A 23,038-nucleotide genomic window follows, 5' to 3' on the forward strand; every position below is an offset into this window, starting at 1 on the left:
TACTACAGACACTCAGGTACGTTCACGCCTTCGCTTTAATCGCATACAGCCCCCCGACAATCACCAACGCTGCGCCGACAACCACCCAGGTATCCGGGCGCTCGGCAAAAACGATCACACCAATCAAAGTGGCGAACACCAGAAGCGCATAGTTGAAAGGCTGCAGGGTAGAAGCAGTTGCGTATTTCAGTGCTTGAATGAACAGAATCTGAGCGACTACGCCCGTCAATGACAGGATCCCCATCAAGAGGCCCTGGACCGGAGTCGGAGAAACCCATGCGGGTAGCCCCGCAAATGTGACCGTCAGGGCACCCACACTTGCCATAAAGAGCATGTTCGTAGCAAAGGAGTCGTGCTGGCTAATCCGGCGCGTCAGTACGTTGAACACCGCGAACGCCAAAGCAGCCAGCAGGGGAATCAGCGCCGCGACTTCAAAAATGCCTGCGCCAGGCCGAAGGATGATCAGTGTCCCGGTGAACCCTATGGCGGCGGCAATCCAGCGCCGCAGACCTATGAACTCCCCAAGCACGGCCCCCGCCAATGCCAGTGCCATGAGTGGAAATACGGCATAGAGCGCATGCATTTCGGCCAGGCCCAAATATCGTAGCCCCACTGCAAACAGTATGGTTTCACCCACGGCTAACAACGCTCGAATGATTTGGAGCCAAGGGTGCTTACTGCGCAATGACTCTTTGCCCCTACCTTGGTAGGCGGCATATCCGAGAGCAAAAACGACAAACACCCAATAACGCACCATGACCAGTTGGGCGACCGGGAAGTCTTTGACAAGCACCTTGGTTATTCCGTCCTGGCTCGCAAAGATAAGCATTGAAAGCAGGCATAACAAAATCCCGAGTTGGGGCCTTGCGACCCCAGGACTAGCGGCAACGGTGGGCGCAGTATTTTTTGCGGTGTGGTACCCAGTTGTTATTTGATCTCGTCGTTCGATCACTTTACGCCTCGCTTCTTTACCCTGACGAACGCAGCCTTTGTGCAAACCACGGTTGAATCTGCGCGTGCGAAGAATCAACCGCTGGCGCCGTGACCTACTGTTTATGCGAGCTGGAACCCATGGGCCAGAGGGTCTTTGTCATCGACGAAAATAGTGTTGTGACCTATCACCTCAGCCCAGCCGCTGACACTTGGATTCATGCCGTCGAAGGTTCCGACCTTTACCGACGCCTCCACCTTTCCTTCGTAGATCGTACCGATCAGACTTTCGAGTCGATAAACGTCGCCGACGCTCAGCCGACCCTTTCCGAAGAGCTGCGCCATCCGGGCCGAGGTACCGGTACCGCCGGGAGAACGATCAATAGCTTTATCACCGTAGAACACGGCACAGCGTCCATGCACGGTTCTGCTCTGTGGTTTGTCACACCAGATGATGTGATGAACACCACTGATTCTGCTGTTCTCTGGATGCACTGGGTCACAAATGGCCGAGAGCGCTGCGCGCAGCTTCTGGCTCAACCCCACGATGTCAGCCGTCGTCTGCCCTTCGAATCCAGTCCAGCACTCCTGTGGTTCAACCACCGCATAGAAATTCCCGCCGTAGGCGATGTCCACCGTAAATGTTCCAACGCCAGGTACTTCCACCACCACGTCGGCGCTGTGCAGGTAGCTGGCTACGTTGAACAAGCGAATCGACTCAACAAATTCGCCGCCCATGGCGTATTCGACATCGACCCGTCCCGCCGGTGTTTCAATGGCCAGTTTTCCCGGCTCGCGAGGTGTCACCAGGCCCTCTTCAATGACCACGGTCGATAACCCGATGGTGCCCGCTCCGCACATCGGCAGGCAGCCGCTGACTTCGATAAACAACGCACCGAAGTCGCAGTCGTCACGTACCGATGGATAAATAATGACGCCAGACATGATGTCGTGCCCCCGGGGCTCGAACATCAATGCGGTGCGTACCCAGTCGTGGTCACGCACGAAAATATCGCGACGTTCCGCCATCGATACGGAGGGCATCAGCGGTGCTCCGCCCGCTACAACCCGAACCGGGTTGCCGCACGCGTGGGAATCAATGCAAAAAAAGCTGCGTCTCATACTGATGCCCTTTCAAAGGAGTTTGCTGGAGGAGTGACGCTGCAACGCGCCCCGTGACAGTCGATCCAACAGCAGCGCAATAGCGACAATGGCCAGGCCCGCTCGAAGCCCCAGGCCCATCTCCATCCTGGAGAGGCCACGGGTCACTTCAGCCCCCAGACCGCCTGCCCCCACCAGACCTGCCAGCACCACCATTGCCAAGGACATGAGAATGCATTGGTTCAGGCCTACCAACAGCGTGGGTGCGGCAGTCGGCAGTTCAATCTTGAACAGAATGTCTTTAGGTGAAGCACCTGATGCCTGGCCCAGCTCAAGGAGATCCTTGGGCAGCTGTTTGAAGGCCAGGGTCGTCAATCTGAGCATCGGCGGGATGCCGTAAACAATCGTTGCGATGATCGCGGGCACCCGCCCCAAGCTGAACAGCATCACTGCGGGGATCAGGTAAACCCAGGGCGGCACCGTTTGCATGATGTTCAGAATCGGCAGCAACGCTTCATCTACACGCTTCACCCGGGCAGCCAGAACCCCCAGCGGGAAAGCAATGGCCACCGAGATCAGGACCGCCACACTGACGAGCGCGATCGTCTGGATGGACGCGATCCAAAGGCCCGCGAACAAACAGAAAGCCAACATCACCGCGGCGAAAACAGCGACCCGCTTATTGGCAAAAAAGAACGCCGCGACGACGACAATACCGATGAACAAATACGGATGGGGAGCAAGCAGCGCTCCCTCCACTGCACCGAGTACCGCCTCAACGACTTGGCTGATCCCTTTGAACAAACCATGTAAATTCGTGTTCAGCCAATCAACGGCAGGCGCCAGGTATTCGCCTGGAGAAAATTGAATGTGCGTTGTCATTGAGAAGCCCCCACCCGCGACTGTGCAGCGCTCTGCGCCAGACGATCCAGGATCATGGTCAGAATGACGATTGCGATGGCTGCGTTGATCGACTTGGCAATATCCAAAGTACGAACTGAGCCGTAAATCGCCTCGCCCAAGCCGCCCGAACCTACAATGCCTGCAATGACAACCATGCCAAATGCCATCATCAGGCTTTGGTTAACGCCGGCCATGATGCTGGGCATGGCGAACGGCAGGCGGATCTTGAAAAACATCTGCATACCCGTCACGCCGCTGGCATCTCCCAATTCGATGAACTCCTTGGGCGTCATGCGAATACCCAGGGAGGTCAGTCGTAGAGCTGGGGGAAGCGCGACGATAAAAGTCGCCAACAGCGCCGTGGCGGGGCCGTAGCCGAGCAGTGCAATGGCCGGTAGCAGGTAGATGTAGGGCGGCATCGTCTGAATCAAATCCAGACAAGGATCAACCACACGATCAAAGGCCGGCGCCAGACCCGCGACGACTCCCAGCGGAATGGCGACCGCCAGTGCCAACACAGTAGCGGTGAGCACCAGTGCAAGCGTACTGACTGTCTCTGGCCACAAACCGATGAGGTCGCACAGCAGCAATGCCAGACCTGAGAGAATCGCGAAGCGAACGCCGACCACACGCCAGCCAATCAACGCCAGGACAATCGCCACGACGTAATGGGGTGGATAAGCGATACACCACAGCACGCCTCCGTAAATGCCATTGAGCACCGCATTGACGGCATCGAACACGAACTCGCCATTATCCGAAAGCCATTCCAGCCCTGTATCAATGGATGCATCGAACTGACTGGAAAAATCCGGCGTGCTCATGCAGACGCCTCCATAGCATTGGCAGTTGCTACGGGCGCCAGTTCATTGGGAATACCTTGCACGCCCCGCAGCAGATCACGGGGGGTAATGATCCCCACCACTGTTGCGTTATCGACGACGGCCAGCGCGTCGCGCTCGGACTTCATCGTCAATCCGATCAGCTCATTGATATCGGCGTCAAGGGAGGTTTTGGTGAGCCTGGAGATGTCGCACATCGGGTGTGCTGCCTTGTAGGCCTGGACCGACGCCATGACCGAGTGAGCCTTCACCAGATGCAGTCGGGAAATGCCGGCAACAAATTCAGCCACATAGTCGTCAGCCGGGTTGAGCACGATCTCCTCGGCGGTGCCAACCTGAATAATGGCCCCATCCTTCATGATCGCAATACGATCACCAATGCGGATCGCTTCGTCCAGGTCGTGGGTAATAAACACTGCGGACTTGCCCAGCTCCTTGGTCAGCTGGCGGAACTCATCCTGCAACTGTCGGCGAATCAGCGGATCAAGTGCGCTGAATGGCTCATCCATCAAAATCACTTCTGGATCGGCAGTCAGTGCACGCGCCAGCCCGACCCGTTGTTGCATGCCCCCGGACAGTTCACTGGGATAGCGCGAAGTCCACTCGCTCAATCCAACCTTCGCCAGTGCCTGCTCGGCCACTTTGTAACGTTCAGCCTTGCCCACACCCTGCACTTCCAGGCCAAACGCGGTGTTCTCAAGAACCGTACGATTAGGCAGCAAGGCAACGCTTTGAAAGACCATACCGATGTGACGCGCCCTCACCTCTCGCAGCTGTGCGGGTGACAAGGATGAAACGTCCTTGCCTTTGACCAGCACCTTCCCCGAGCTAGGGGTGATCAGCTTGTTCAGCAACCTTATAAGGGTGGATTTGCCACTGCCGGACAAACCCATGATGCAAAAGATTTCCCCGCGGCGAACCTGGAGACTGACATCGGAAACCCCGACCACGCAGCCGTAATTTTGCAGGATCTGGGTCTTTGAAAGACCCTGCTGGACAACCGCATCCATGGCTGCCGGTGCACTTTTACCGAAGATTTTCCAAACCGACTGGCAATCTACCAGCACTTCGTCAGTATTAATTGTGGCCATTGTCATTTCGCAATCCATCGAACCAGTTGTTTGCTGGTTTCTTTAATTAATCAAAGGGCGGCAGTGGCAAACAAACAAAACTCAATAGTTCTTGATATTTCCCCAACGACTTACAAGATCTGTATGGCTGTCTATCCAGCCCTTGATAGCCTCGTCCATGGTCTTGCCATCCTTGACTTCAGCATTCATTGCGGTGATGTCAGTGATGGGTACATAAACGCTGGCCATCAGTTCGCGCGCACGCGGATTGGCTTCAGCGAAGCCTTTGTGTCCGATCCAGTGATAACCCTGCAATGGTGGGAAGACCCCTTTTGGATCTTTCAAGAACTTGAGATCAAATTTCTTGGTCATCCACGAAGGATCCCAGACGGTTACCGCCACCCACTCTCTGCGGTCGACTGCCGATTTTAAAGCCGCGGTCATGGCGGAAGTACTGCCTTCGACCAGCTTGAGCTTGATGTCGTACGCTTTGACCACGTTGTTCGCGTCACTCATCAAACCGGAACCTGGCTCGATGCCAATGATTCTGTTCCCCAGTTTTTCCGCGTTTGCATTCAGTTGTTCGATGGAGTCGATGTCTACGTAACTGGGTACTGCCATGCCCTGATAAAGACCAAAGGAGACCGGTGACAGTTTCTCGATTTTGTTCTTGTTCTTTTTCCAATAATCGGCAGCGGCGTAATCGATCTGGGATGCCAACACCTGAATATCCCCTTTGCTGAGTGCAGCGTAGGCGATACCCCACTCGGAAAACTCCACGACTTTTACGGTATACCCAGCGTTCTCAAGTACCTTCTTGGTAATGCCGGTAATGGGCACCAAATCCTCCCAGGACATGGTACCCATTACTATGTTTTTTTCTTCTGCCTGTGCCTGCAAACTCATCATGCCCACAAGCGCGAGCGCGCAGAGCGCCTTCCAAATATTCTTCATGGATTGTCCCGTTCTTATTAGTGACTTATTAAACGGCCTTTATAGGAAAAGCCGACGACTTAACTTACTAACCTTCTCGCCCGGCCCAAAACTCATGCCAGCGAATAACCGAACTGACGCCCAGCTTCGTTATTATCTTGGGGGGTAGCCTGCTGGGTCCTGGCCCGTGACTGAAACTGTCCAGAAAATCAGAACGTATACCCGAAGCCATTTCCGCCGCCATGACACCTGCCAGGGTGCTCTTGACCGTTCCCAACCCATTTTCGCAGCAAGCCGAATACAGGTTTTCTTCGATCTCGCCAAATGCAGCGGCGCTGTTACGGCTCAAACACAGACGGCCGGCCCAACTGAACTCCAACGCAGTGGATTTCAATTCGGGAAAGCGGGCATCCAAGGAATGTCGCTGTTCTTTGGCAACCGCAGCTACACGCTCTGGGGTGACCTGAATACTCGGGTCATAGGTGAACTTTGTCCGGATAACGATACGTGAGAGACCGTCTGTAGAGATTTTACGAACAGTCGCTCCCATTGGATCAGCCGGCAACAATGCCCACCTGGCTTTACCCGGCACGTCTTTCTTGAATGCATCATCACTGTACGCTGCCGTCATGGAGGCGTACGTAAAGACGTGCAACAGGCGTCCTTGATAATGGCCAAAGTCTTCAATGTGCCCGTTAACCCCCAGAATGACCTTAGGTGCGTGCACCGTGCCGTTGTGAGATCGAGCGCTCCAACCACTTCCCTGCTTGGTCAATTCAATAATCGGAGAGCGTTCGAACAGCGTGATCTTCCCTTCGAGCCCTGCTGCCAGGTCTCTAATGTATTGCGCGGGTTGAATCATCACTGCGCCGGGCGTGTAGATCCCACCGTGGTAATAGGTGGACCCGGTGATTTCGCGCATTTGCGCCGCATCAAACATCTCGAACTTTTCGCCAATGCGCTCAAGGGATTTGGCGTAATTGAAGTTCAGCTTCAATCCCCGATCAGTGGCGGCCGCGTTGATCTTCCCGGAAGGGTCGAAGGTATCTGGGGACATGCCGTACTCGCGTGCGGCGTCGGCGGCAAAAGCAATGGCAAAACGATTTTGCGTGATTTCCAGCGCCGTTGCAGACTCACTCGCCACGGAGTATTCCCCGGACGACAGACTGTGCGGCACATCGATCATGAAGCCAGAGTTTCTACCCGCCGGGCCCTTGGCGACTTCATGAGCGTCGACCACAACAATGCTGTCGCCCGGGTGCAGCTGTGAAAGTCTGCGTGCGGCGGACAGTCCGGCAAAACCGGCACCGATAATCAGCCAGTCCGCCGTCACGTTTCCATCAAGCATGCGGACAGGCGCAGTGCGTGCGGAAATCGCCTCCCAACCTGAAACCCCGGTGTCTACCGGCAGGCGCTTGATGGTATGGGTGCTCATTTTTCGGTCTCTTCATCCGACCGATCAGACACATCGATCCAGATGGTTTTGATTTCGGTGTACTGGTCATGGGCAAAAATGGATTTGTCCCGACCGCCGAACCCTGATTCCTTGTAGCCACCGAATGGCGTCGATGCATCGCCCTCACCAAAGCAGTTCACGGTGACGATGCCGGCGCGAATTTCCCGCGACAACTTGATTGCCCGCCGCAGGCTGGCGGTATATACCGAGGCGGCCAGGCCGTAGACCGTGTCATTGGCCAGCGTAATGGCTTCGGAGATCGTGTTGAAGGAGGTGACCGAGAGAATCGGGCCGAAGATCTCTTCCTGAAACAGACGGTTGTCTCGACCGACACCGTCAATCACGGTTGGCTCTACGAAGGCACCGTCTTTGGTCGCGCCACCGTAAACAACTTCAAGCTTCCCGGCGGTGGCGTGCTCAAGGTACGACTTCACTTTTGCGAAATGCTCTGGGCTGACCAGCGACCCTACGCGGTTTTGCGGATCGAGTGGGTCGCCCATCTTCCATTCGCGGATGTAGGCGCCCATGCGCTCCAGCAGCTCGTTTTTAACCGACGCATGGACGATCAGACGTGAAGTCGCGGAGCAGTTTTCGCCCATGTTCCAGAACGCGCCATTGACGACATGCTGAGCGACGAGATCCAAATCTTGGGCATCGTCCATCACCACGGCCGGATTTTTTCCGCCGCACTCAAGGACGATGCGTTTCAGGTTCGAATCGGCGGCGTAATGCAGGAAACGGCGGCCGGTCGCGGTAGAGCCGGTAAAGCTCACCATGTCGACGTCGTTATGCAAGCCAATGGGCTCGCCAACCTCTTTGCCCGTGCCGGTCACAATGTTGAGGACACCGGCGGGTATACCGGCTTCAAACGCCAGCTGAGCGACGCGCAACGTGGTCAGCGACGTTTGTTCTGCAGGTTTGACGATGACCGAACAGCCCGCAGCGAGCGCCGGGCCGATTTTCCAAGCCAGCATCAGCAGCGGGAAGTTCCAGGGCAATACGCAGCCCACCACGCCGATCGGCTCCCGGACCACCATGGTCAGCGCGTCGCTGCCCACCGGCGCGGTGTTGTCATAAATCTTGTCGATCAGTTCCGCGTGCCAACGCAGGGTGTGGATGGTGTCCGGCACATCGACCAGCTGACACTCGCTCACAGGCTTGCCGCTGTCGAGGCTCTCGAGGACGGCCAGTTCGTGTTGATGGCTTTCAAGCAGGCTCGCAAACTTCAGCAGAACAGCTTTGCGCTCCCTGGGAGAAATCGACCTCCATCGTCCATCCTCGAAGGCCTCCTTGGCATTACTCACCGCAACGTCGACATCCTCGGACGAACAGGCAGCGACGTCTGTCAAAAACTCACCCGTTGCCGGGTTGTTCGTGGCGAAGGTTTTGCCAGAGATCGCGGGCTTGAACGCGCCATTGATGAACGCCTTGGATGGCAACGAAATGTCTTTGGCTAGAGCGGCATATTCGGCCTTGCTCAGAAGATCACCCATGGCTGGCCCCCGAAGTAATGTTGGCTACGTTGCGTTTGAGTTCAGTAATGACCGACGCGAAACTCTGCTTTTCGTCCGCTTCAAGTGGCTGCAATGGCAGGCGCACGTTACCGACTTTCAATCCGGCAACTTCGCAGCCGTACTTGATCGACTGCACGAACTTGCCACCGTCCAGGGCATTCATCAGCGGCATCATTGCCAACATGATTTGACGGCCTTTGTCGAAGTTCTTTTCAATCACGCAGGCTTCATAAAGCGCAACGTGTTCCTTGGGCAGGAAGTTGGAACCTGCGCACACCCAACTGCGGGCGCCCCAGGCAAAAAACTCGAGGGCCTGGTCGTCCCATCCGCAGGACAAGGCGATGTTGGGGAACTGCCGGGCCAGCCTATGCACCTGGCCCATGTCGCCGGAACTTTCCTTGATGGCGACGACGTTTTTCGATTGACTGACACGCGTGAAATACTCTTCATCCATCGAAACGCACATGCGCCCCGGATAGTTGTAAAGCATGATCGGCAGGTCCGCTGCGCGATCGATAGTGAGTGCGTGAATCGCGTTTTCCTGTGAGGTTGGCAGCGCGTAAGGCGGGGACGTGACGAGAATGGCGTCCGCTTTGATCGATTTGGCATCCTTGGCGTACTGAACCGCATCTTCGGTACGAATCGCCCCGGTACTGACGATCAGTTGCACCCGAGTGCCGATCACATCTTTGGCGTAGGCCGCCAACTCGGTGCGTTCTTCCGAAGTCTGCGCATAATACTCGCCGGTCGACCCGCCGATAATAATGCCGTGCACCTTCGCCTCAATCAGCGACTCCAAAACTTCCGAGTACACATTCCAGTCAATCTCCCCATCAGAGTTATAAGGAGTTACTGCTGGCGTATAAATACCTTCAAATTTCAAGATAAATGCTCCGAATGCGAGTTAGGTGGAAGATCAACGAGCGCGTCAGCCTTGATGCCTTGAGGCGCGATAAAAATCTGCATGTTTTCACGGGACAGTCCCCAATGCTCAAACACGAGATCAACTACGGCACAGACGTCTGAACACTTCACGAACGGGCGTTCGCGAGAGACCATAACGCTCACTAATAACAACCTCGTCCAGCGCTTCATCTGGATCAAGTTCCATTGTCAGAATCTGACGCTTCAAGTCTTGTAAAGAGCACTTTTGCTGCCTTTCACAAATGACCTCCAGAGGTTGCTTGATCGACTAGTACGGTTAACTGTTGAATCCAGACTGGCATGGGCCAAGAAGACGGTCAATAGCGTGTATTTCTGCCGCATACATTCTCAGATCGAAAAATCGACCACCGCATAAAAAAATTTCTCCTTGATATTCAATGACTTGAAACGCCGTCGCTGAGCTCATAGCTTCAATCGATAACATTTGTTTATGCATTGATCAGCGTAAAAGTTTCTTGTTGGTGCATGATTACCGTCGTAGCCTTACAACAGCGATAATTTACCGACGAATTGGCGACGAAGACTTCTCGTACACTCGTTCCATTAGTTAGGATCCCTTTGCCCGAGCTCGAATAAGGAACTGTAGAAAATATCGCTATTGATGCAAACATCGGCATTACAGAAATGTCTGCATTAGTAAGGACTGGAACGAAATGAGTGCACGGATGGCACCACCATCCAAGAAGGCACATTTTTCGTAAGGCGCTTCCCGGACGTGGCAAACCGTTCCGGTTCGCGGATTGAAGCAGCACGGTTTGATGGGCTTGCATCCACAGACGGTACTGCGAACTCAAGACCGTTTGGCCTCACCTCGCAGAGCAGGCTGAACGTGTCGCCCCCTTGGTATTTTGGAGTGTGTTGACCGTGAGCACTAAATCGGCAGTTTCAAATCTAATCGCGCAGCGCAAGCCTGACCACGCGCTGCCAGGTGCCCTTTATAGCGATCCAGACGTTTACAGGCAGGATCTGGAACAGATCTGGCACAAAAGCTGGATCTTCGCAGGGCACACATTTGAGCTGGAGAAGTCGGGTCAGTACCTGTCGCTGCAAGTCGGCGACTACCCCGTCGCGGTCGTCCGTGGCGCAGACAAACAGATTCGGGCCTTCCACAACTCCTGCCGTCATCGCGGTTCAAAGGTGTGCCCGGAAGCCAGCGGCAAGGTAGCCAAGCTGGTGTGCCCTTACCACAAATGGACATTCGAGCTGGATGGCAGACTGCTTTTCGCCGGGAACATGGGGGACGATTTCGACAAGTCTCAGCATGGATTGAAGTCCGTGCATTGCGAGGTCGTCGAAACGTACATCTATGTGTGCGTAGCTGATGTCGCCCCAGACTTTTCTTCGTTCAGAAAATCCGTCACCCCTTTCGTTGCGCCTCATAACCTGGACGACTGCAAAGTCGCGTTTGAGTCGAACATCATCGAGAAAGGCAACTGGAAACTGGTTTTCGAGAACAACCGTGAGTGCTACCACTGCGACTGTACTCACCCGGAATTGATGCACTCATTCGTGGACAACCCATCGGTGGGGGGTGCTGGCGGCGATGAGGATCTCGAACTCAAAGAGCACTGGGATCGCTGCGAAGCGGCAGGTCTGCCTAGCCGATTGGTCATGGATGATGAAGGTCGTTTCCGAATGACGCGCATTCCCCTGTTTTCCGGGGCCGTCAGCTACACAATGGATGGCAAGCCTGCGGTCGCTGGCCGGTTGGACACAACCGGTGAAGCCAACATCGGTGCGCTGCTTTATTTCAACTACCCATCAACCTGGAACCACTTTCTGGGCGATCACGCACTGAGCTTCCGCGTTCTGCCCATCGGTCCGGGCGAGACGATGGTCACTACAAAATGGATCGTCAAGAAGGACGCGCAGGAAGGTGTCGACTACGACATCGATCGCCTGACCAAGGTTTGGCTTGCAACCAATGACCAGGATCGCACCTTGGTTGAAGGCGCACAGGTGGGTGTCAGCTCTCCTGCTTACGAGCCAGGTCCGTTATCGGTGGCCAGCGAAATTGGCGTGTGCCAGTTCGATGATTGGTACTGCAAAACGATGCTTGAGCAGCTCAATGACACGATCCCGTTAAGATCTGTCGGTTAAGTGCGTCACTGCCGGTGGTGAGAACCACGAAGGATCACCACCGGCATCCCCTTCAGTTCACCTTCAAACCTCTCTCCCTCCCCGCAACCCGAGTGACTGCTCAGCCACTGCCCGGGTTTCTTTCTTCTAAACGGTTCAGGAAAACTGGGCGAGAATCCAGTCGCGTAGCCGGCAACAGGCGTCGTCATTGATCCGGTCTTCACGAAATGTCAGATAGTGCTGACTTTCATGGAGAACCACTTCCTCTCCGATCGGACGAATCAGCGTGCCGTTTTCGATCAGGTTTGAAACCAGGTGATTCCATCCGAGGGCTACGCCCTGATGGGTCAACACCATGCTTATCACGAGGTTGTAGTCGTTCGCGTTGAAAACGTGAGGGCTGTCGTGGGGGCGTTTCTCGATATCAACATCGTGATAAGCCAGCCAAACGCCCCAGTCAACGTGCTCCGCTACCTGGGATCTGCCATAGGGGCTGAGGTTTAGCAAAACCCCGTCGCGTAATCCTTCCAGGCTGGACAGTTCGGGATGCTCCTCTTTATAACGAGGTGTGCACACCGGGTAGATGACGTCATGAAACAACGGATAACTACGGTAGCCATCCTGAATCCTGGCCATTTTGGTGATGAAGATGTCCGGAGTGACACCCGGTTCCATCGACAAAAAGTTTTGAGTGGTCACCAGATTGAGGTCGATGTCTGCGTTCTTGGTAAAAAACCCCGGTAGCTTGGCTGCGAGCCAGAGGGCTGAAAACGCGGGAGAACAACAAAGCGTCAAAGTACGCTTGCCTGCATTGTTGGTGCGAATGCGTTCCGCAGCCTGGGAAATGTTGACGAAAGATATCTGTGCCGCATCAAAAAATATGGATCCGGCTTCCGTTAACTCGACCGCTCGACCCACCCTTTTGAAGAGATCTACCCCAAGGTACGCCTCAAGCTCCCGAATCTGACGGCTGATTGCCGCTTGAGTAACGCACAGTGCTTCTGCCGCACGCGTAAAGCTCTGATATTTGGCGGCTGCTACGAATGACTTCACGGCTTTCAGAGACGGCATTTTCAGCAGCGTCATGTCTGGATCGATGTGCTTAACCATAACCTAGAGTATTGAATATCCGGTTCGGGGCCCCTTGGAGGGCCGTTAGGGTCGAGATTGGCAAGAGGGTTTCACCTAGAGCCTACGCTGGAGCGTAGCTGAAACGATGGGTCTAAGACAGGGCCAGCGGTAGTCGTCTTCGCAATCGGCACTGCCGCAGTCGCAAATTGACACAACTCAACGATTGATAACATGACGTTATTGATTGGCTGGAAGAAATGTTGTTAGACGCTGACTCTATTAGGTAATAACTTGGTTCTCAAGGTACTGCTGAATTCAGCGCCGATAAAACAAAAATAATAAACATCACATAATAAAGAGGATGGTCAAAATGACTAATTCCCAACCTTTTTCCCAGCTTGACTGCCCCCACAAGCACCGCCTTAGCTGATCAAGACACGTACACCTGAATTCTTGATCTTACATCGTAATTGCAGCAGGAGGGGTTATGAGTCTTGGTGACGAGATACTCTCGGTAAAAAACATTTACAAAGTCTTTGGTGCTCAGCCAAAGCTCGCGATGGAGATGCTGGCTCGCGGTGCTGATAAAAATGAAATTTTCAGCAAAACCGGTCAAGTCGTTGGCGTTTTTGATGCCAGTTTCTCCGTAAAACGTGGAGAGATTTTCGTCATCATGGGGCTTTCCGGTTCCGGGAAGTCGACGATGGTCCGGTTGTTCAATCGACTGATCGAGCCAACCTCCGGAACCATCCATCTTAACGGCCAGGAAATCACCGGCCTGTCGGATGCTGATCTCCTCAGCGTTCGTCGCAAAGACATGAGCATGGTGTTCCAGTCGTTTGCCCTGATGCCCCACATGAGCGTGATCGACAACGTTGCTTTCGGTCTGGAAATTTCGGGTGTCGAGGAAAGTGAACGGCATAAACGTGCACTCGAGGCACTCAAACAGGTGGGGCTCGATGGCCACGCCTACAGCTATCCGCACCAACTGTCCGGCGGTATGCAACAGCGGGTAGGCCTGGCCCGAGCGCTGGCCAATGACCCAGCCATCCTGCTGATGGATGAAGCCTTCTCGGCACTCGACCCGTTGATTCGCCACGAAATGCAGGGCGAACTGATCCGCCTGCAGGCAGAACAGCATCGCACCATCATTTTCATCTCCCATGACATTGACGAGGCGATTCGCATCGGCCATCGCATTGCGATCATGGAGGGTGGCCGGGTAGTACAGATCGGTACCCCGCAAGAGCTGCTTTGCAACCCCGCGAACGATTACGTCAGAGCTTTCTTCAAAGGTTTCGATGCCTCGAAGATCCTCAAGGCTGGTGATGTTGCCAAAATTTGCGCAGAGCATCCGTACGCCATGGATCAATCCACTCCCACGCTGCGCGACGATGTACTCCTGCAGGACGTCTTTCACATCGTTGCTGACGCAGTTAATCCAGTTGCTGTGCTGGATCGCCAAGGTGTTTTCAAAGGCACGATCTCCAAGAGCCTACTGCTCCAGACAATGAGCCGTCACTAATAGTCTCTACTCGCTGGCTTGCCAGGCTCGGACATTCAGGTGATTAGCATGAACGAATTCAGTTTTCTAGACCCGTTTCAATCCATCAACGTCCCTTTGGGCCAATGGGTAGAAGTTGCCCTGAATTATATGGTCCATAATTTCCGCGAGATATTTCGCTCGATAAGATGGCCAATCGACCAGGTACTTAATGGTATTCAGTACGGATTACTGGCTATTCCTCCGTCAATATTCATTATTCTCGCGACGCTCTTCGGCTGGCAGGTAGGAGGGAGAAAGATTGGAATCCTTTGTTTCGTCACCCTCACCCTCTTAGGAGTAATCGGCGTATGGAATGACGCCATGATCACCCTCGCCCTGGTACTCACTTCACTGTTTTTCTGTGCAGTTATTGGCATACCGCTGGGCGTCCTGTGTGCCCGGAGTGACCGACTGGAGATGCTTCTGCGGCCGGTGCTCGATGCAATGCAAACACTGCCTGCATTTGTTTATCTGGTACCCGTGGTGATGCTGTTTGGTATCGGCAACGTACCGGGAGTACTGGTCACGATCATCTTTTCGGTAGCACCACTGGTCAGGCTCACCAATCTGGGAATTCGCCAGGTACCGGAAGACAAGGTTGAGGCCGCCCGGGCTTTCGGATGTACCCCACGCCAGATGCTGAGGCGGGTTCAACTTCCTTTAGCGGCACCGACGATCATGGCGGGTCTGAATCAGGCATTAATGTTGTCACTTTCCATGGTGGTGATCGCATCAATGATTTCGGTTGGCGGGTTGGGGATGATGGTACTTCGCGGGATTGGCCGCCTTGATATGGGCTTGGCAACCGTCGGTGGCTTGGGCCTGGTATTGCTGGCAATTTTCCTCGACCGCCTGACCCAGGCAATGGGCGAACGCAGTAACAGGGCAACCAAAGGTGAGCACTGGTACCAGACAGGCCCGGCGGGTGTCATTTATCGCCTGAAGAGAAAAAACACTGTTACGAAAATAGAAGTCAGTCCCAAAGAAAGCTAATTCCGCTTAGCGGCGCGTCGTGAACCAAAAAAAATGCCAACTTCTTAATCCAGCCAAGGTAAACGATAATGAACTTCACAGCCTTCGGAATAAAACAGAAATTTATTCATTCTGTCGCGCTTCTAGTACTAGCGGTGTCACCTGTTTTCGCATCGGCCGCGACGGCGCAGGAACCCGGAAAAGGTGTATCAATCATCCCGATTTTCCCGTCAATCGCCGAAGAGCGATTCCGCGGCGAGATTGCTATGGCGGGTCTTAAGGAGTTGGGCTACGACGTTGAAACCCCAAAGGAAACCGAGTACTCCACCATGATGGTTGCGATTTCCAATGGTGACGCTGATTTCTCGGTTCATCTGTGGGAGGAACTACACAAATCTTTCTACCAGAAGGCCGGCGGCGATGAGACTATGGTGAAAACCGGCGATATCATGCCGGGCGTACTACAGGGCTACATGATCGATAAGAAAACGGCTGATGAGTATCACATCACCTCTATCGACGATTTGAAAAAGCCAGAGATTGCCAAGCTGTTCGATAGTAATGGCGACGGTAAAGCCGACCTGACAGGTTGCAACCCCGGCTGGGGCTGTGAGCTGATCATTGCCCACCATATGAAAGCCTATGGCCTGGAAAAAACCGTCACAAATAACCAGGGCTCCTATTTTGCCTTGATGGCCGACACCATCGCCCGTTACAAACAAGGCAAGCCGGTTCTCTATTACACCTGGGTGCCTCAGTGGATCTCCGGTGTACTGGTCGAAGGTAAAGATGTTGTTTGGTTAACCGTGCCGCGTACGGATCTCCCAGGTGGCAAAAACGATACCAACACTACCTTCAATGGTAAAAACCTTGGTTTCGCGGTAGACAGTGTCAAAGCGGTAATCAACAAAGAGTTCGCCGAGAAAAATCCGGCTGCCGTGAAGTTCCTGTCTGAAATGCATATCACTACCGACGATGAAAGCGCTCAAAATCTCAAAATGCACAATGGTGAAAAAAGTGCAGCGGACATTACTCGTCACGCCAAAGAATGGATCGCGGCCCATCGCGCGGAATACGACAGCTGGCTGGCAGACGCACGAGCCGCGGCTAATACCGCCACCGCAAAAAATTAGTCCCTTCATTTAAATCTGCATAAAAGGTTGCCCTTCCCCGGGCAACTTTTTCATCCGTTTCGGCTTCATCATTCAGGAATCATGAAATGCAGTTGTATTCATTCGTCCAGAATTTCAGTTTCAAGGACGCACCCCTGCATACACGCGAGTTGGTTAAAACTTGCCTGCTCGACATCATTGGTGTGGCCGCCGGTGCTCGCGACAATCAAACCAGCGTGATGCTCAAAACTTATGCCGACACCCACTACGCTGCCAATAAGCTGTCCAGCCGCCTTTGGTTCGACGGCAGAGCCGTACATCCATTGGGCGCCGCGTATGCAGGCGGTTTCTGCGTTGATAGCCTGGATGCACATGAAGGTCACTTCACCTCCAAGGGGCATGCGGGTGCCACCGTTGTCCCGGCCATCGTTGCATTGGTAGACGCCTATCGCAGTCAGGGCAAAGACATCAGCGGCGAAGAATTCCTCAGCGCACTGTGCATCGGTTACGAGACCGCCTTGCGAGCGGGCCAGGCATTGATGGCCACCGCCCCTGAATATCATGCGTCAGGTGCCTTTTCCGGGATCGGGGTCGTTTGCGCTGGCGCCCGCCTGCTGAAGCTTGATGAAACGACGTTTCGACATGCGCTGGGTATCGCGGAATACTTTGGCCCGAGGTGCCCGATGATGCGCCTGGTGAGCTTTCCGACGATGTTGCGTGATGCCCACGGTGCCGGGGCGTATGCCGGACTGAACGCACTACTGATGGCACAGCTCGGAGTCACTGGCGCTCCAGCCGCCACCGTTGAACCTTTGGAGATTTCCACTTTCTGGCAGGACATCGGAACCCGCTGGGAGATCGACGAGCAATATTTCAAACCTTGGCCTGTATGTCGCTGGGCACAACCGGCACTCACGGCCATGACCGATTTGATGCGAATGCATCCAGTCATTACAGCAGAGTTGATCGAGACCATAGATGTCGAAACATTCCATGAGTCTGTGTGCTTGCAGGGGCATTTTCCGAAGAATGCGGACGAGGCCCAATATGCTCTAGCGTTCCCGCTGGCTGCCTTGATCGTTCGCGGGAAGCTGGGCCCTAAAGAGGTCACCGGGGATTCCATTCATGCGCCAGACATTTTGAGTATCAGCGAGAAAATAACCCTTCATGAAGCATCTGACCTGTCCGCCAGGTTTCCGGAGGAAATTCTGTCCCGCGTCACGGTGACCCTGAAAGACGGCACGCGTCTTACGAGCCCCACCGCGACGGCCAAGGGCGACCCCGGCAACCCTATGTCGAGTGACGAACTCACTGCTAAATACCATTTACTGGCTGATGACAGCTTGGGAACCTCACTCAGCAATGCCATCAAGAACAGTGTTGAAACATTGCCTGGTAGTGATGACTGCCAATCATTCTTTGATTTGTTGCTATCCGCTCCAAAAACCGCTGTCTAGATTGCGCGACGGGTTCTTAGTTATTCGTTCAGGTGTCAAAGAGGATTTATGCCATTTGTATTCGAGAGCGTGCTCAAAGACAAGAACATGGGGTACTCCTACACGGCGGAGAAACCAATAAAGCCGCAGGCGGTGACTCGTGTAGCTTTCGTGCTTTTGAACAATTTCTCGATGATGTCGTTCACCGGCGCTATCGATGCGCTGGTGACCGCCAACCTGATTAGCGAGACACCGGCATTTGAGGTGTTGACTGTCGGCGTCAAGAGCCGTTTGGTAATGAGCGATCTGGGAATTGCGATTTCAGCAGACCTGGAGCTATCACAACTACCGGATCGTATTCACGTTCTGATCGTCGCCGGTGGTTTACGAGTGAAGCTGATCAGCGACCCACTACTACGGCGCAAGCTACGTAACGTCGCCTCTCTTGGCGCGACCATGGGCGGGTTGTGGAACGGCGCATTTTTTCTGGCGGAAGCTCAGCTAATGGACGGTGTCGAGTGTGCCTTCCATCCAGATGGGCGAGCGATGATGGAGGATGTTTTTCCCAAGGTGCTGGTCTCTTGTCGAACGCACGTAATAGACAGAAACCGCATCACGTGCGCCGGCGCCAGCAGCTCGTTACGCATGATGCTGGAACTCATCACCGCCAAACAAGGCGTGTCGCTGACCCATGCTGTCGAAGAAATACTTAGTTGTGATCAAACGACTGAAGTCTCTGGGATATCGACTGTCATCGTTGACTCTGACCCCACCTTGCCACAAACCCTGAAGCTCGCTTTAGAACTGATGCAAAAGAACATCGAAGAGCCGCTATCGATCGACGAGCTGGCAGAATGTGTGAACATTTCCCGACGACAATTGGAGCGTCGCTTCTGCCGTTTCGTGGGCGCCACGCCCACGCGTTACTACCTTGAGCTGCGCTTGACTCGAGCGCGACAGCTTATTCTGCAGAGCAATCGGCCGATCACCGATATCGCGATTGCGACCGGCTTCTGTAGTTTCGCCAACTTCCATATGCGCTTTCGTGACTTCTTTGGCGTAGCGCCGAGTAGTTATAGAGCGACGTATGAGCGCAGGCGCTAAGTTTTCCGAAACCCTGGCACGTAAAAAATACAAAAAACCCGCACTGTCTAAGCCGAGCAAATGATGGCTAGCATCTTCGATAGGGACTACCGAGAATTATGAATGCTCCATCGCCGGTGTTGATACCCACCGCTAACCACAGCGAGCGGATGTCTACACGCATCGCCTTCCTTATCGCTGGCTTACTCATGTCCGCATGGGCGCCTCTGGTCCCATTGGTTAAAGCCCGCGCGGGATTGGACGATGGTGGCCTGGGGTTGCTGCTGCTTGGCCTTGGCGGTGGATCTATCGTGGCCATGCCCTTCGCCGGATATCTCACTGCACACTATGGATGCCGACCGGTCGTCATCTGGGCGACGATTGTCTTGTGTGCCGTTCTTCCGCTATTGAGCACCGTGGTGTGGCTGCCTGGCCTGGTGATCGCTGTCATTATCTTCGGCGCCAGCATGGGCATGCTTGATTGCGCCATGAACATACAGTCTGTCATCGTCGAGAAAAACAGCGGGCAGGCACTTCAGTCCGGCTTCCATGGCCTTTACAGCGTCGGAGGCATATTGGGCGCCGGGGCGATGACCGCTCTGCTGACCTTCGGGCTGGATCCATTGATTGCGGCGCTTTGTATCGTTGCCGCCGTTTTGGGATCGCTTTACAAGGCAGCGCCGGCTTTGCTGACTTATGGCACTGAACGGGGTGGACCCATGTTCGCGGTGCCCAGAGGTATCGTGCTGTTTTTAGGGGCGCTCTGTTTCATCGTCTTCCTCACTGAAGGCGCAATCCTCGACTGGAGCGCGGTTTTCCTTGTCTCGAGCAGAGGGTTAGAGCCGAGCATCGCCGGTTTGGGCTACGCATCCTTCGCTGCTGCGATGACGGTGGGCCGCCTGACAGGAGATGCCATCGTCAGCAAACTAGGCGGCGTGCGCGTCGTTGCGCTTGGCGGACTCTGCGCAGCCGCAGGCATGATCGTGTCGCTTGGAATCGATGGCTGGGTCGCGTCCTTGATTGGCTACGCTCTGGTCGGTGCTGGATGCTCAAACATTGTCCCTGTGCTCTTTACTGCTGTAGGCCGCCAGCAACGTATGCCACAGGCGGTAGCCATCCCGGCTGTCATCTCGATGGGCTACGCGGGGATTCTGATAGGTCCCGTATTTATCGGGGCGGTCGCCCATCTGAGCACCTTGTCATTCGCTCTTGGCTGTGTGAGTGTCCTGCTGGTTTTTGTCAGTGCGACAGCTCGATTACTTCGCAATTAATCGAATCTTTTCAGGCGCGCTTTCAACCCACCAGGCACGTCCTTCAAAGAACGATTCCAGCCACTGAGCTGAAATCCCCACCCCCGCAAGTAACTTGCCGAGGCGGATGATCACCGTGGAGTTGATCGGAAATCCGCCGTCCATCCAAGGAGCACTCATGGCGACATCCCAGGACAAAGGAACCACGTCAATCGCACTGGTGCATGAAGCCCTCCACAGCGCCAGGCAACGAGACATCGATGTGGCATTTGCATTAGAGAAAGCCGACATCGATCCTCAACTGCTGGACGCCCCGCGAGCAAGGGTTTCTGCCAGTTCATTCGCTCGTCTGTGGGTCGAGTTGGCGGACCTGCTGGATGACGAATTCTTCGGTATTGACAGTCATCCAATGCGACGTGGCACCTTCAAACTGATGTGCCATGCCCTTCTTGATTGCGACACGTTGGGCCAGGCTCTACAGAGAATGCTTTCGTTCCTGCGGCTGGTACTCGATGACCTCCATGGTGAATTGCACACCAAGGAAGATCACGCCTTGATCATCCTGCAGGATCATGGGAGCTTGCGGCGTCTGTTCGCTTATGGCACCTGGTTTATCCTGGTCCATGGCTTGGCGTGCTGGCTGGTCAACCAGCGTATTCCATTGCTGGCGCTCAGTTTCCGCGCCCCAAGGCCTGCCGATGAAAGCGACTACCGAATGCGTTTTTGTGAAGCGATTCAATACGACGCGCGAATAACCCAGGTCATCTTCGACAAGAAGTTCCTGGACATGAAAATTGCGCAGACGCCCGCCAGTCTCAGCGCGTTTCTGAAAGAATCCCCCGCCAGCCTTTTGGTCAAATACCGTAACGACGACAGTATCAGTGCGCAGATAAGACGACGCTTGCGAGGGTTGAGCCCGGACAAGTGGCCAGAAAGGGACGAGCTGGCGCTGGTGCTCTGCATGTCCAACTCTACCCTGCAGCGTCGGCTGCAAGCAGAAGGTACTCATTATCAAAACCTCAAGGATGATTTACGTCGCGACATGGCCATCGACCTGCTCTCGCGTGGAGACCTGACGGTGACCGAAGTCGCGGCACAAACCGGTTTCCAGGAAACCAGCGCTTTCCACCGCGCGTTCAAAAAGTGGACGGGTGTCAACCCTGGCGCCTATCGGCGCAACCATTGCGACGACTAGTGCCGCTTTACCGAAACGACGCACCGCCCTCCTTCCCCGCTCCATAGACGCCTGCCAGGAACTGCTTTCCTGGCAACCGCGCGCGCTCTTCAAACATGCCCAAACAGCTCACACAAGTTGGCGCGCCCAGGCATGGGCTGCCCAAAACCGCCTACCTAGAATGGCCAGGAAACCGCGGCTATCTCGATGTATGCAGGCAAGTGCACTTCACCAACAAAAATAAAATCGAAGGAGACACGATATGCAACCAGTGAACGTCTATACGCTCGCAGGCGAATCAAAGTTCAACAGCTTCCATCGGCTGATTCTTTTCTGGTGCGTGCTGATATTGGTCATCGACGGCTACGACCTTGCCGTTGTGGGTGCTGCATTGCCCGCCATCATGCAGGACATGGGAATTGACCCGACCAGCGCAGGCATCATGGCCGGCTCGGCGCTGTTGGGAACGATGCTTGGCGCGATCTTTCTGGGGACGCTGGCCGACCGTATCGGTCGACCAAAAATGATCGCCATCTGCGTAGCATTGTTCAGCCTGTTCACAGCGGCTGCGGGGCTTACCAGCGACCCGATCAGCTTCAGCATCGCCCGCTTCATCGCCGGGCTGGGGATCGGTGGCGTTCTGCCGATCGTGACCGCGCAAATGGGCGAGTTCTCGCCAGCGAAACTTCGTACCCGGTTGGTGACCTTGGTGTTTGCAGGCTACTCCGTGGGCGGCATTCTGGTCGCACTCACCGGCAAGCAACTGATCGAAAGTCATGGTTGGCAGTCGGTTTTTTACGTCGCCGGCCTTCCCGTGCTGTTGATCCCGTTTATCTTGAAGACCATGCCGGAGTCCATGGCCTTCCTGCTCAAACAGGGCCGCCAGCAGGAACTGCGAGCCCTCATCAAAAGGATCAGTCCCACTTATCCATTGGACAGCCAGACGGTGCTGGCGGGTAATCCTGCCGAGAGCGAAGCCTCGCTCAACACCCCGATCAAAGGGCTGTTCAGCGAAGGCCGCGGCTTCAGCACGGTGATGATCTGGGCAGCGTTCATGACTGGACTGTTCATGGTCTACGCGCTCAATTCATGGTTGACCAAACTGATGGCTATGTCAGGCCACAGCCTGGGCTCGGCGCTCAATTTCGTCATCGTTTTCAACGTAGGTGCGATTGTCGGTGCGCTCGGAGGCGGATGGCTCAGCGACAAGTTCAACATCAAATATGTGCTGGTTTCATTCTACGTAGTGGGCGCGGTGGCGCTGACCGTGATGGGCTTTACACGCTCGACTGAGTTGTTGTTTGTGGTCGTGTTCATTGTCGGCGCCTCCACCCTCGGCACTCAATTAATTGCCTACGCCTATGCGGGCGATTTCTACCCGACCTCAATCCGTTCCACGGGCGTGGGCTTCGCGTCCGGTGTCGGCCGCATCGGCGCAATCATTGCGCCAGTGCTGATCGGCTGGCTCGTCTCGCTGGCCTTGCCACTCGAGCAGAACTTCATGGTGATCGCACTCGCAGGCCTGATTGGCGCCTTGGCGGTCACGTTTGTAAACCAGGCACGGGCGGACTCCACACAGGTCAGCAAAGCGCCAGCGTTGTCTCGCTGACCGACCGTCTGC

20 protein-coding genes and 1 pseudogene are annotated in these 23,038 nt (G+C 54.8%); 9 read left to right on the plus strand and 12 right to left on the minus strand.

The window, feature by feature from the left end; translation table 11 throughout:
- Window positions 1-22: 22 nt before the first annotated feature.
- The 10 genes and pseudogenes from F8N80_RS00710 to F8N80_RS32060 all read right to left on the minus strand — a co-directional run.
- Window positions 23-952, minus strand: a complete 930-nt coding sequence (locus F8N80_RS00710) for a DMT family transporter (protein ID WP_224790625.1) — start codon at window positions 950-952, stop codon at window positions 23-25.
- A 101-nt stretch (window positions 953-1,053) separates the two neighbouring features.
- Window positions 1,054-2,052 carry a 4-hydroxyproline epimerase gene (locus F8N80_RS00715; protein WP_150782974.1) on the minus strand — a complete coding sequence of 333 codons (999 nt, stop codon included), beginning with the start codon at window positions 2,050-2,052 and terminating at the stop codon, window positions 1,054-1,056.
- A 12-nt stretch (window positions 2,053-2,064) separates the two neighbouring features.
- A complete protein-coding gene (locus F8N80_RS00720) occupies window positions 2,065-2,913 on the minus strand; it encodes an ABC transporter permease (RefSeq protein ID WP_150782975.1) in 849 nt (282 codons plus the stop codon).
- The gene (locus tag F8N80_RS00725; RefSeq protein WP_150744956.1) at window positions 2,910-3,758 is read right to left on the minus strand and encodes an ABC transporter permease; all 849 of its coding nucleotides are present in this window, start codon (window positions 3,756-3,758) and stop codon (window positions 2,910-2,912) included. The genes F8N80_RS00720 and F8N80_RS00725 overlap by 4 nt, the downstream gene beginning before the upstream one ends.
- Window positions 3,755-4,873, minus strand: coding sequence for a quaternary amine ABC transporter ATP-binding protein (locus F8N80_RS00730; protein ID WP_150745025.1), 1,119 nt, complete (start codon window positions 4,871-4,873; stop codon window positions 3,755-3,757). The genes F8N80_RS00725 and F8N80_RS00730 overlap by 4 nt, the downstream gene beginning before the upstream one ends.
- Window positions 4,874-4,948: 75 nt before the next feature.
- Entirely contained in the window at window positions 4,949-5,800 is an 852-nt protein-coding gene (locus tag F8N80_RS00735) for a glycine betaine ABC transporter substrate-binding protein (RefSeq protein ID WP_150782976.1), read from the minus strand.
- Window positions 5,801-5,867: 67 nt separating this feature from the next.
- Window positions 5,868-7,214 (minus strand): NAD(P)/FAD-dependent oxidoreductase, encoded by a 1,347-nt coding sequence (locus F8N80_RS00740; RefSeq protein WP_150744958.1) that lies wholly within the window; start codon window positions 7,212-7,214, stop codon window positions 5,868-5,870.
- A complete protein-coding gene (locus tag F8N80_RS00745; RefSeq protein WP_150744959.1) occupies window positions 7,211-8,728 on the minus strand; it encodes an aldehyde dehydrogenase in 1,518 nt (505 codons plus the stop codon). The genes F8N80_RS00740 and F8N80_RS00745 overlap by 4 nt, the downstream gene beginning before the upstream one ends.
- The gene (locus F8N80_RS00750) at window positions 8,721-9,632 is read right to left on the minus strand and encodes a dihydrodipicolinate synthase family protein (protein ID WP_150744960.1); all 912 of its coding nucleotides are present in this window, start codon (window positions 9,630-9,632) and stop codon (window positions 8,721-8,723) included. The genes F8N80_RS00745 and F8N80_RS00750 overlap by 8 nt, the downstream gene beginning before the upstream one ends.
- 132 nt (window positions 9,633-9,764) lie before the next feature.
- A pseudogene (locus tag F8N80_RS32060) lies at window positions 9,765-9,913 on the minus strand (GntR family transcriptional regulator); the annotation flags it as partial.
- 645 nt (window positions 9,914-10,558) lie between these two features.
- On the opposite strand from F8N80_RS32060, the gene F8N80_RS00760 reads away from it, so the two are divergent.
- The gene (locus F8N80_RS00760) at window positions 10,559-11,794 is read left to right on the plus strand and encodes an aromatic ring-hydroxylating oxygenase subunit alpha (RefSeq protein ID WP_150744961.1); all 1,236 of its coding nucleotides are present in this window, start codon (window positions 10,559-10,561) and stop codon (window positions 11,792-11,794) included.
- Window positions 11,795-11,929: 135 nt separating this feature from the next.
- Here the strand turns inward: F8N80_RS00760 and F8N80_RS00765 are convergent, their stop codons facing one another.
- Window positions 11,930-12,883, minus strand: a complete 954-nt coding sequence (locus F8N80_RS00765) for a LysR family transcriptional regulator (protein ID WP_191632832.1) — start codon at window positions 12,881-12,883, stop codon at window positions 11,930-11,932.
- Between the two features lie 448 nt (window positions 12,884-13,331).
- On the opposite strand from F8N80_RS00765, the gene F8N80_RS00770 reads away from it, so the two are divergent.
- From F8N80_RS00770 to F8N80_RS00795, 6 genes are all read left to right on the plus strand, one after another.
- Window positions 13,332-14,369 carry a quaternary amine ABC transporter ATP-binding protein gene (locus F8N80_RS00770; protein ID WP_046056305.1) on the plus strand — a complete coding sequence of 346 codons (1,038 nt, stop codon included), beginning with the start codon at window positions 13,332-13,334 and terminating at the stop codon, window positions 14,367-14,369.
- Window positions 14,370-14,417: 48 nt separating this feature from the next.
- On the plus strand, window positions 14,418-15,383 hold the full coding sequence (gene proW / locus F8N80_RS00775) for a glycine betaine/L-proline ABC transporter permease ProW (protein WP_150744962.1): 966 nt from the start codon (window positions 14,418-14,420) through the stop codon (window positions 15,381-15,383).
- A 68-nt stretch (window positions 15,384-15,451) separates the two neighbouring features.
- Window positions 15,452-16,495 (plus strand): glycine betaine/L-proline ABC transporter substrate-binding protein ProX, encoded by a 1,044-nt coding sequence (proX, locus tag F8N80_RS00780; RefSeq protein ID WP_150782977.1) that lies wholly within the window; start codon window positions 15,452-15,454, stop codon window positions 16,493-16,495.
- A gap of 86 nt (window positions 16,496-16,581) precedes the next feature.
- On the plus strand, window positions 16,582-17,931 hold the full coding sequence (locus tag F8N80_RS00785; RefSeq protein ID WP_150782978.1) for an MmgE/PrpD family protein: 1,350 nt from the start codon (window positions 16,582-16,584) through the stop codon (window positions 17,929-17,931).
- A 48-nt stretch (window positions 17,932-17,979) separates the two neighbouring features.
- Complete coding sequence (locus F8N80_RS00790; RefSeq protein ID WP_150782979.1) at window positions 17,980-19,014, plus strand: GlxA family transcriptional regulator; 1,035 nt, start codon at window positions 17,980-17,982, stop codon at window positions 19,012-19,014.
- A 98-nt stretch (window positions 19,015-19,112) separates the two neighbouring features.
- Complete coding sequence (locus tag F8N80_RS00795) at window positions 19,113-20,264, plus strand: MFS transporter (RefSeq protein WP_150744966.1); 1,152 nt, start codon at window positions 19,113-19,115, stop codon at window positions 20,262-20,264.
- On the opposite strand, the gene F8N80_RS31060 is transcribed toward F8N80_RS00795, so the two are convergent.
- Window positions 20,250-20,423 (minus strand): hypothetical protein, encoded by a 174-nt coding sequence (locus tag F8N80_RS31060; protein ID WP_191632833.1) that lies wholly within the window; start codon window positions 20,421-20,423, stop codon window positions 20,250-20,252. The two genes, F8N80_RS00795 and F8N80_RS31060, sit on opposite strands and share 15 nt — an antisense overlap.
- Here F8N80_RS31060 and F8N80_RS00800 point away from each other — a divergent pair.
- On the plus strand, window positions 20,422-21,438 hold the full coding sequence (locus F8N80_RS00800; RefSeq protein ID WP_150782980.1) for an AraC family transcriptional regulator: 1,017 nt from the start codon (window positions 20,422-20,424) through the stop codon (window positions 21,436-21,438). The two genes, F8N80_RS31060 and F8N80_RS00800, sit on opposite strands and share 2 nt — an antisense overlap.
- Window positions 21,439-21,679: 241 nt before the next feature.
- Entirely contained in the window at window positions 21,680-23,026 is a 1,347-nt protein-coding gene (locus tag F8N80_RS00805; RefSeq protein WP_150744968.1) for an MFS transporter, read from the plus strand.
- Window positions 23,027-23,038 lie beyond the last annotated feature (12 nt).

The sequence above is a fragment of the Pseudomonas fluorescens genome, assembly GCF_902497995.1.
Lineage (GTDB): Bacteria > Pseudomonadota > Gammaproteobacteria > Pseudomonadales > Pseudomonadaceae > Aquipseudomonas > Aquipseudomonas fluorescens_BK.

Excerpts from the sequence above, each read along its gene's own strand:
- F8N80_RS00795 (WP_150744966.1), top strand. The coding sequence starts at position 19,113 with ATGAATGCTCCATCGCCGGTGTTGATACCCACCGCTAACCACAGCGAG.
- F8N80_RS00765 (WP_191632832.1), bottom strand. The coding sequence starts at position 12,883 with ATGGTTAAGCACATCGATCCAGACATGACGCTGCTGAAAATGCCGTCT.
- F8N80_RS31060 (WP_191632833.1), bottom strand. The coding sequence starts at position 20,423 with ATGAGTGCTCCTTGGATGGACGGCGGATTTCCGATCAACTCCACGGTG.
- F8N80_RS00745 (WP_150744959.1), bottom strand. The coding sequence starts at position 8,728 with ATGGGTGATCTTCTGAGCAAGGCCGAATATGCCGCTCTAGCCAAAGAC.
- F8N80_RS00800 (WP_150782980.1), top strand. The coding sequence starts at position 20,422 with ATGGCGACATCCCAGGACAAAGGAACCACGTCAATCGCACTGGTGCAT.
- proW (WP_150744962.1), top strand. The coding sequence starts at position 14,418 with ATGAACGAATTCAGTTTTCTAGACCCGTTTCAATCCATCAACGTCCCT.
- F8N80_RS00790 (WP_150782979.1), top strand. The coding sequence starts at position 17,980 with ATGCCATTTGTATTCGAGAGCGTGCTCAAAGACAAGAACATGGGGTAC.
- F8N80_RS00735 (WP_150782976.1), bottom strand. The coding sequence starts at position 5,800 with ATGAAGAATATTTGGAAGGCGCTCTGCGCGCTCGCGCTTGTGGGCATG.
- proX (WP_150782977.1), top strand. The coding sequence starts at position 15,452 with ATGAACTTCACAGCCTTCGGAATAAAACAGAAATTTATTCATTCTGTC.
- F8N80_RS00715 (WP_150782974.1), bottom strand. The coding sequence starts at position 2,052 with ATGAGACGCAGCTTTTTTTGCATTGATTCCCACGCGTGCGGCAACCCG.
- F8N80_RS00730 (WP_150745025.1), bottom strand. The coding sequence starts at position 4,873 with ATGACAATGGCCACAATTAATACTGACGAAGTGCTGGTAGATTGCCAG.
- F8N80_RS00725 (WP_150744956.1), bottom strand. The coding sequence starts at position 3,758 with ATGAGCACGCCGGATTTTTCCAGTCAGTTCGATGCATCCATTGATACA.
- F8N80_RS00770 (WP_046056305.1), top strand. The coding sequence starts at position 13,332 with ATGAGTCTTGGTGACGAGATACTCTCGGTAAAAAACATTTACAAAGTC.
- F8N80_RS00720 (WP_150782975.1), bottom strand. The coding sequence starts at position 2,913 with ATGACAACGCACATTCAATTTTCTCCAGGCGAATACCTGGCGCCTGCC.
- F8N80_RS00785 (WP_150782978.1), top strand. The coding sequence starts at position 16,582 with ATGCAGTTGTATTCATTCGTCCAGAATTTCAGTTTCAAGGACGCACCC.
- F8N80_RS00740 (WP_150744958.1), bottom strand. The coding sequence starts at position 7,214 with ATGAGCACCCATACCATCAAGCGCCTGCCGGTAGACACCGGGGTTTCA.
- F8N80_RS00805 (WP_150744968.1), top strand. The coding sequence starts at position 21,680 with ATGCAACCAGTGAACGTCTATACGCTCGCAGGCGAATCAAAGTTCAAC.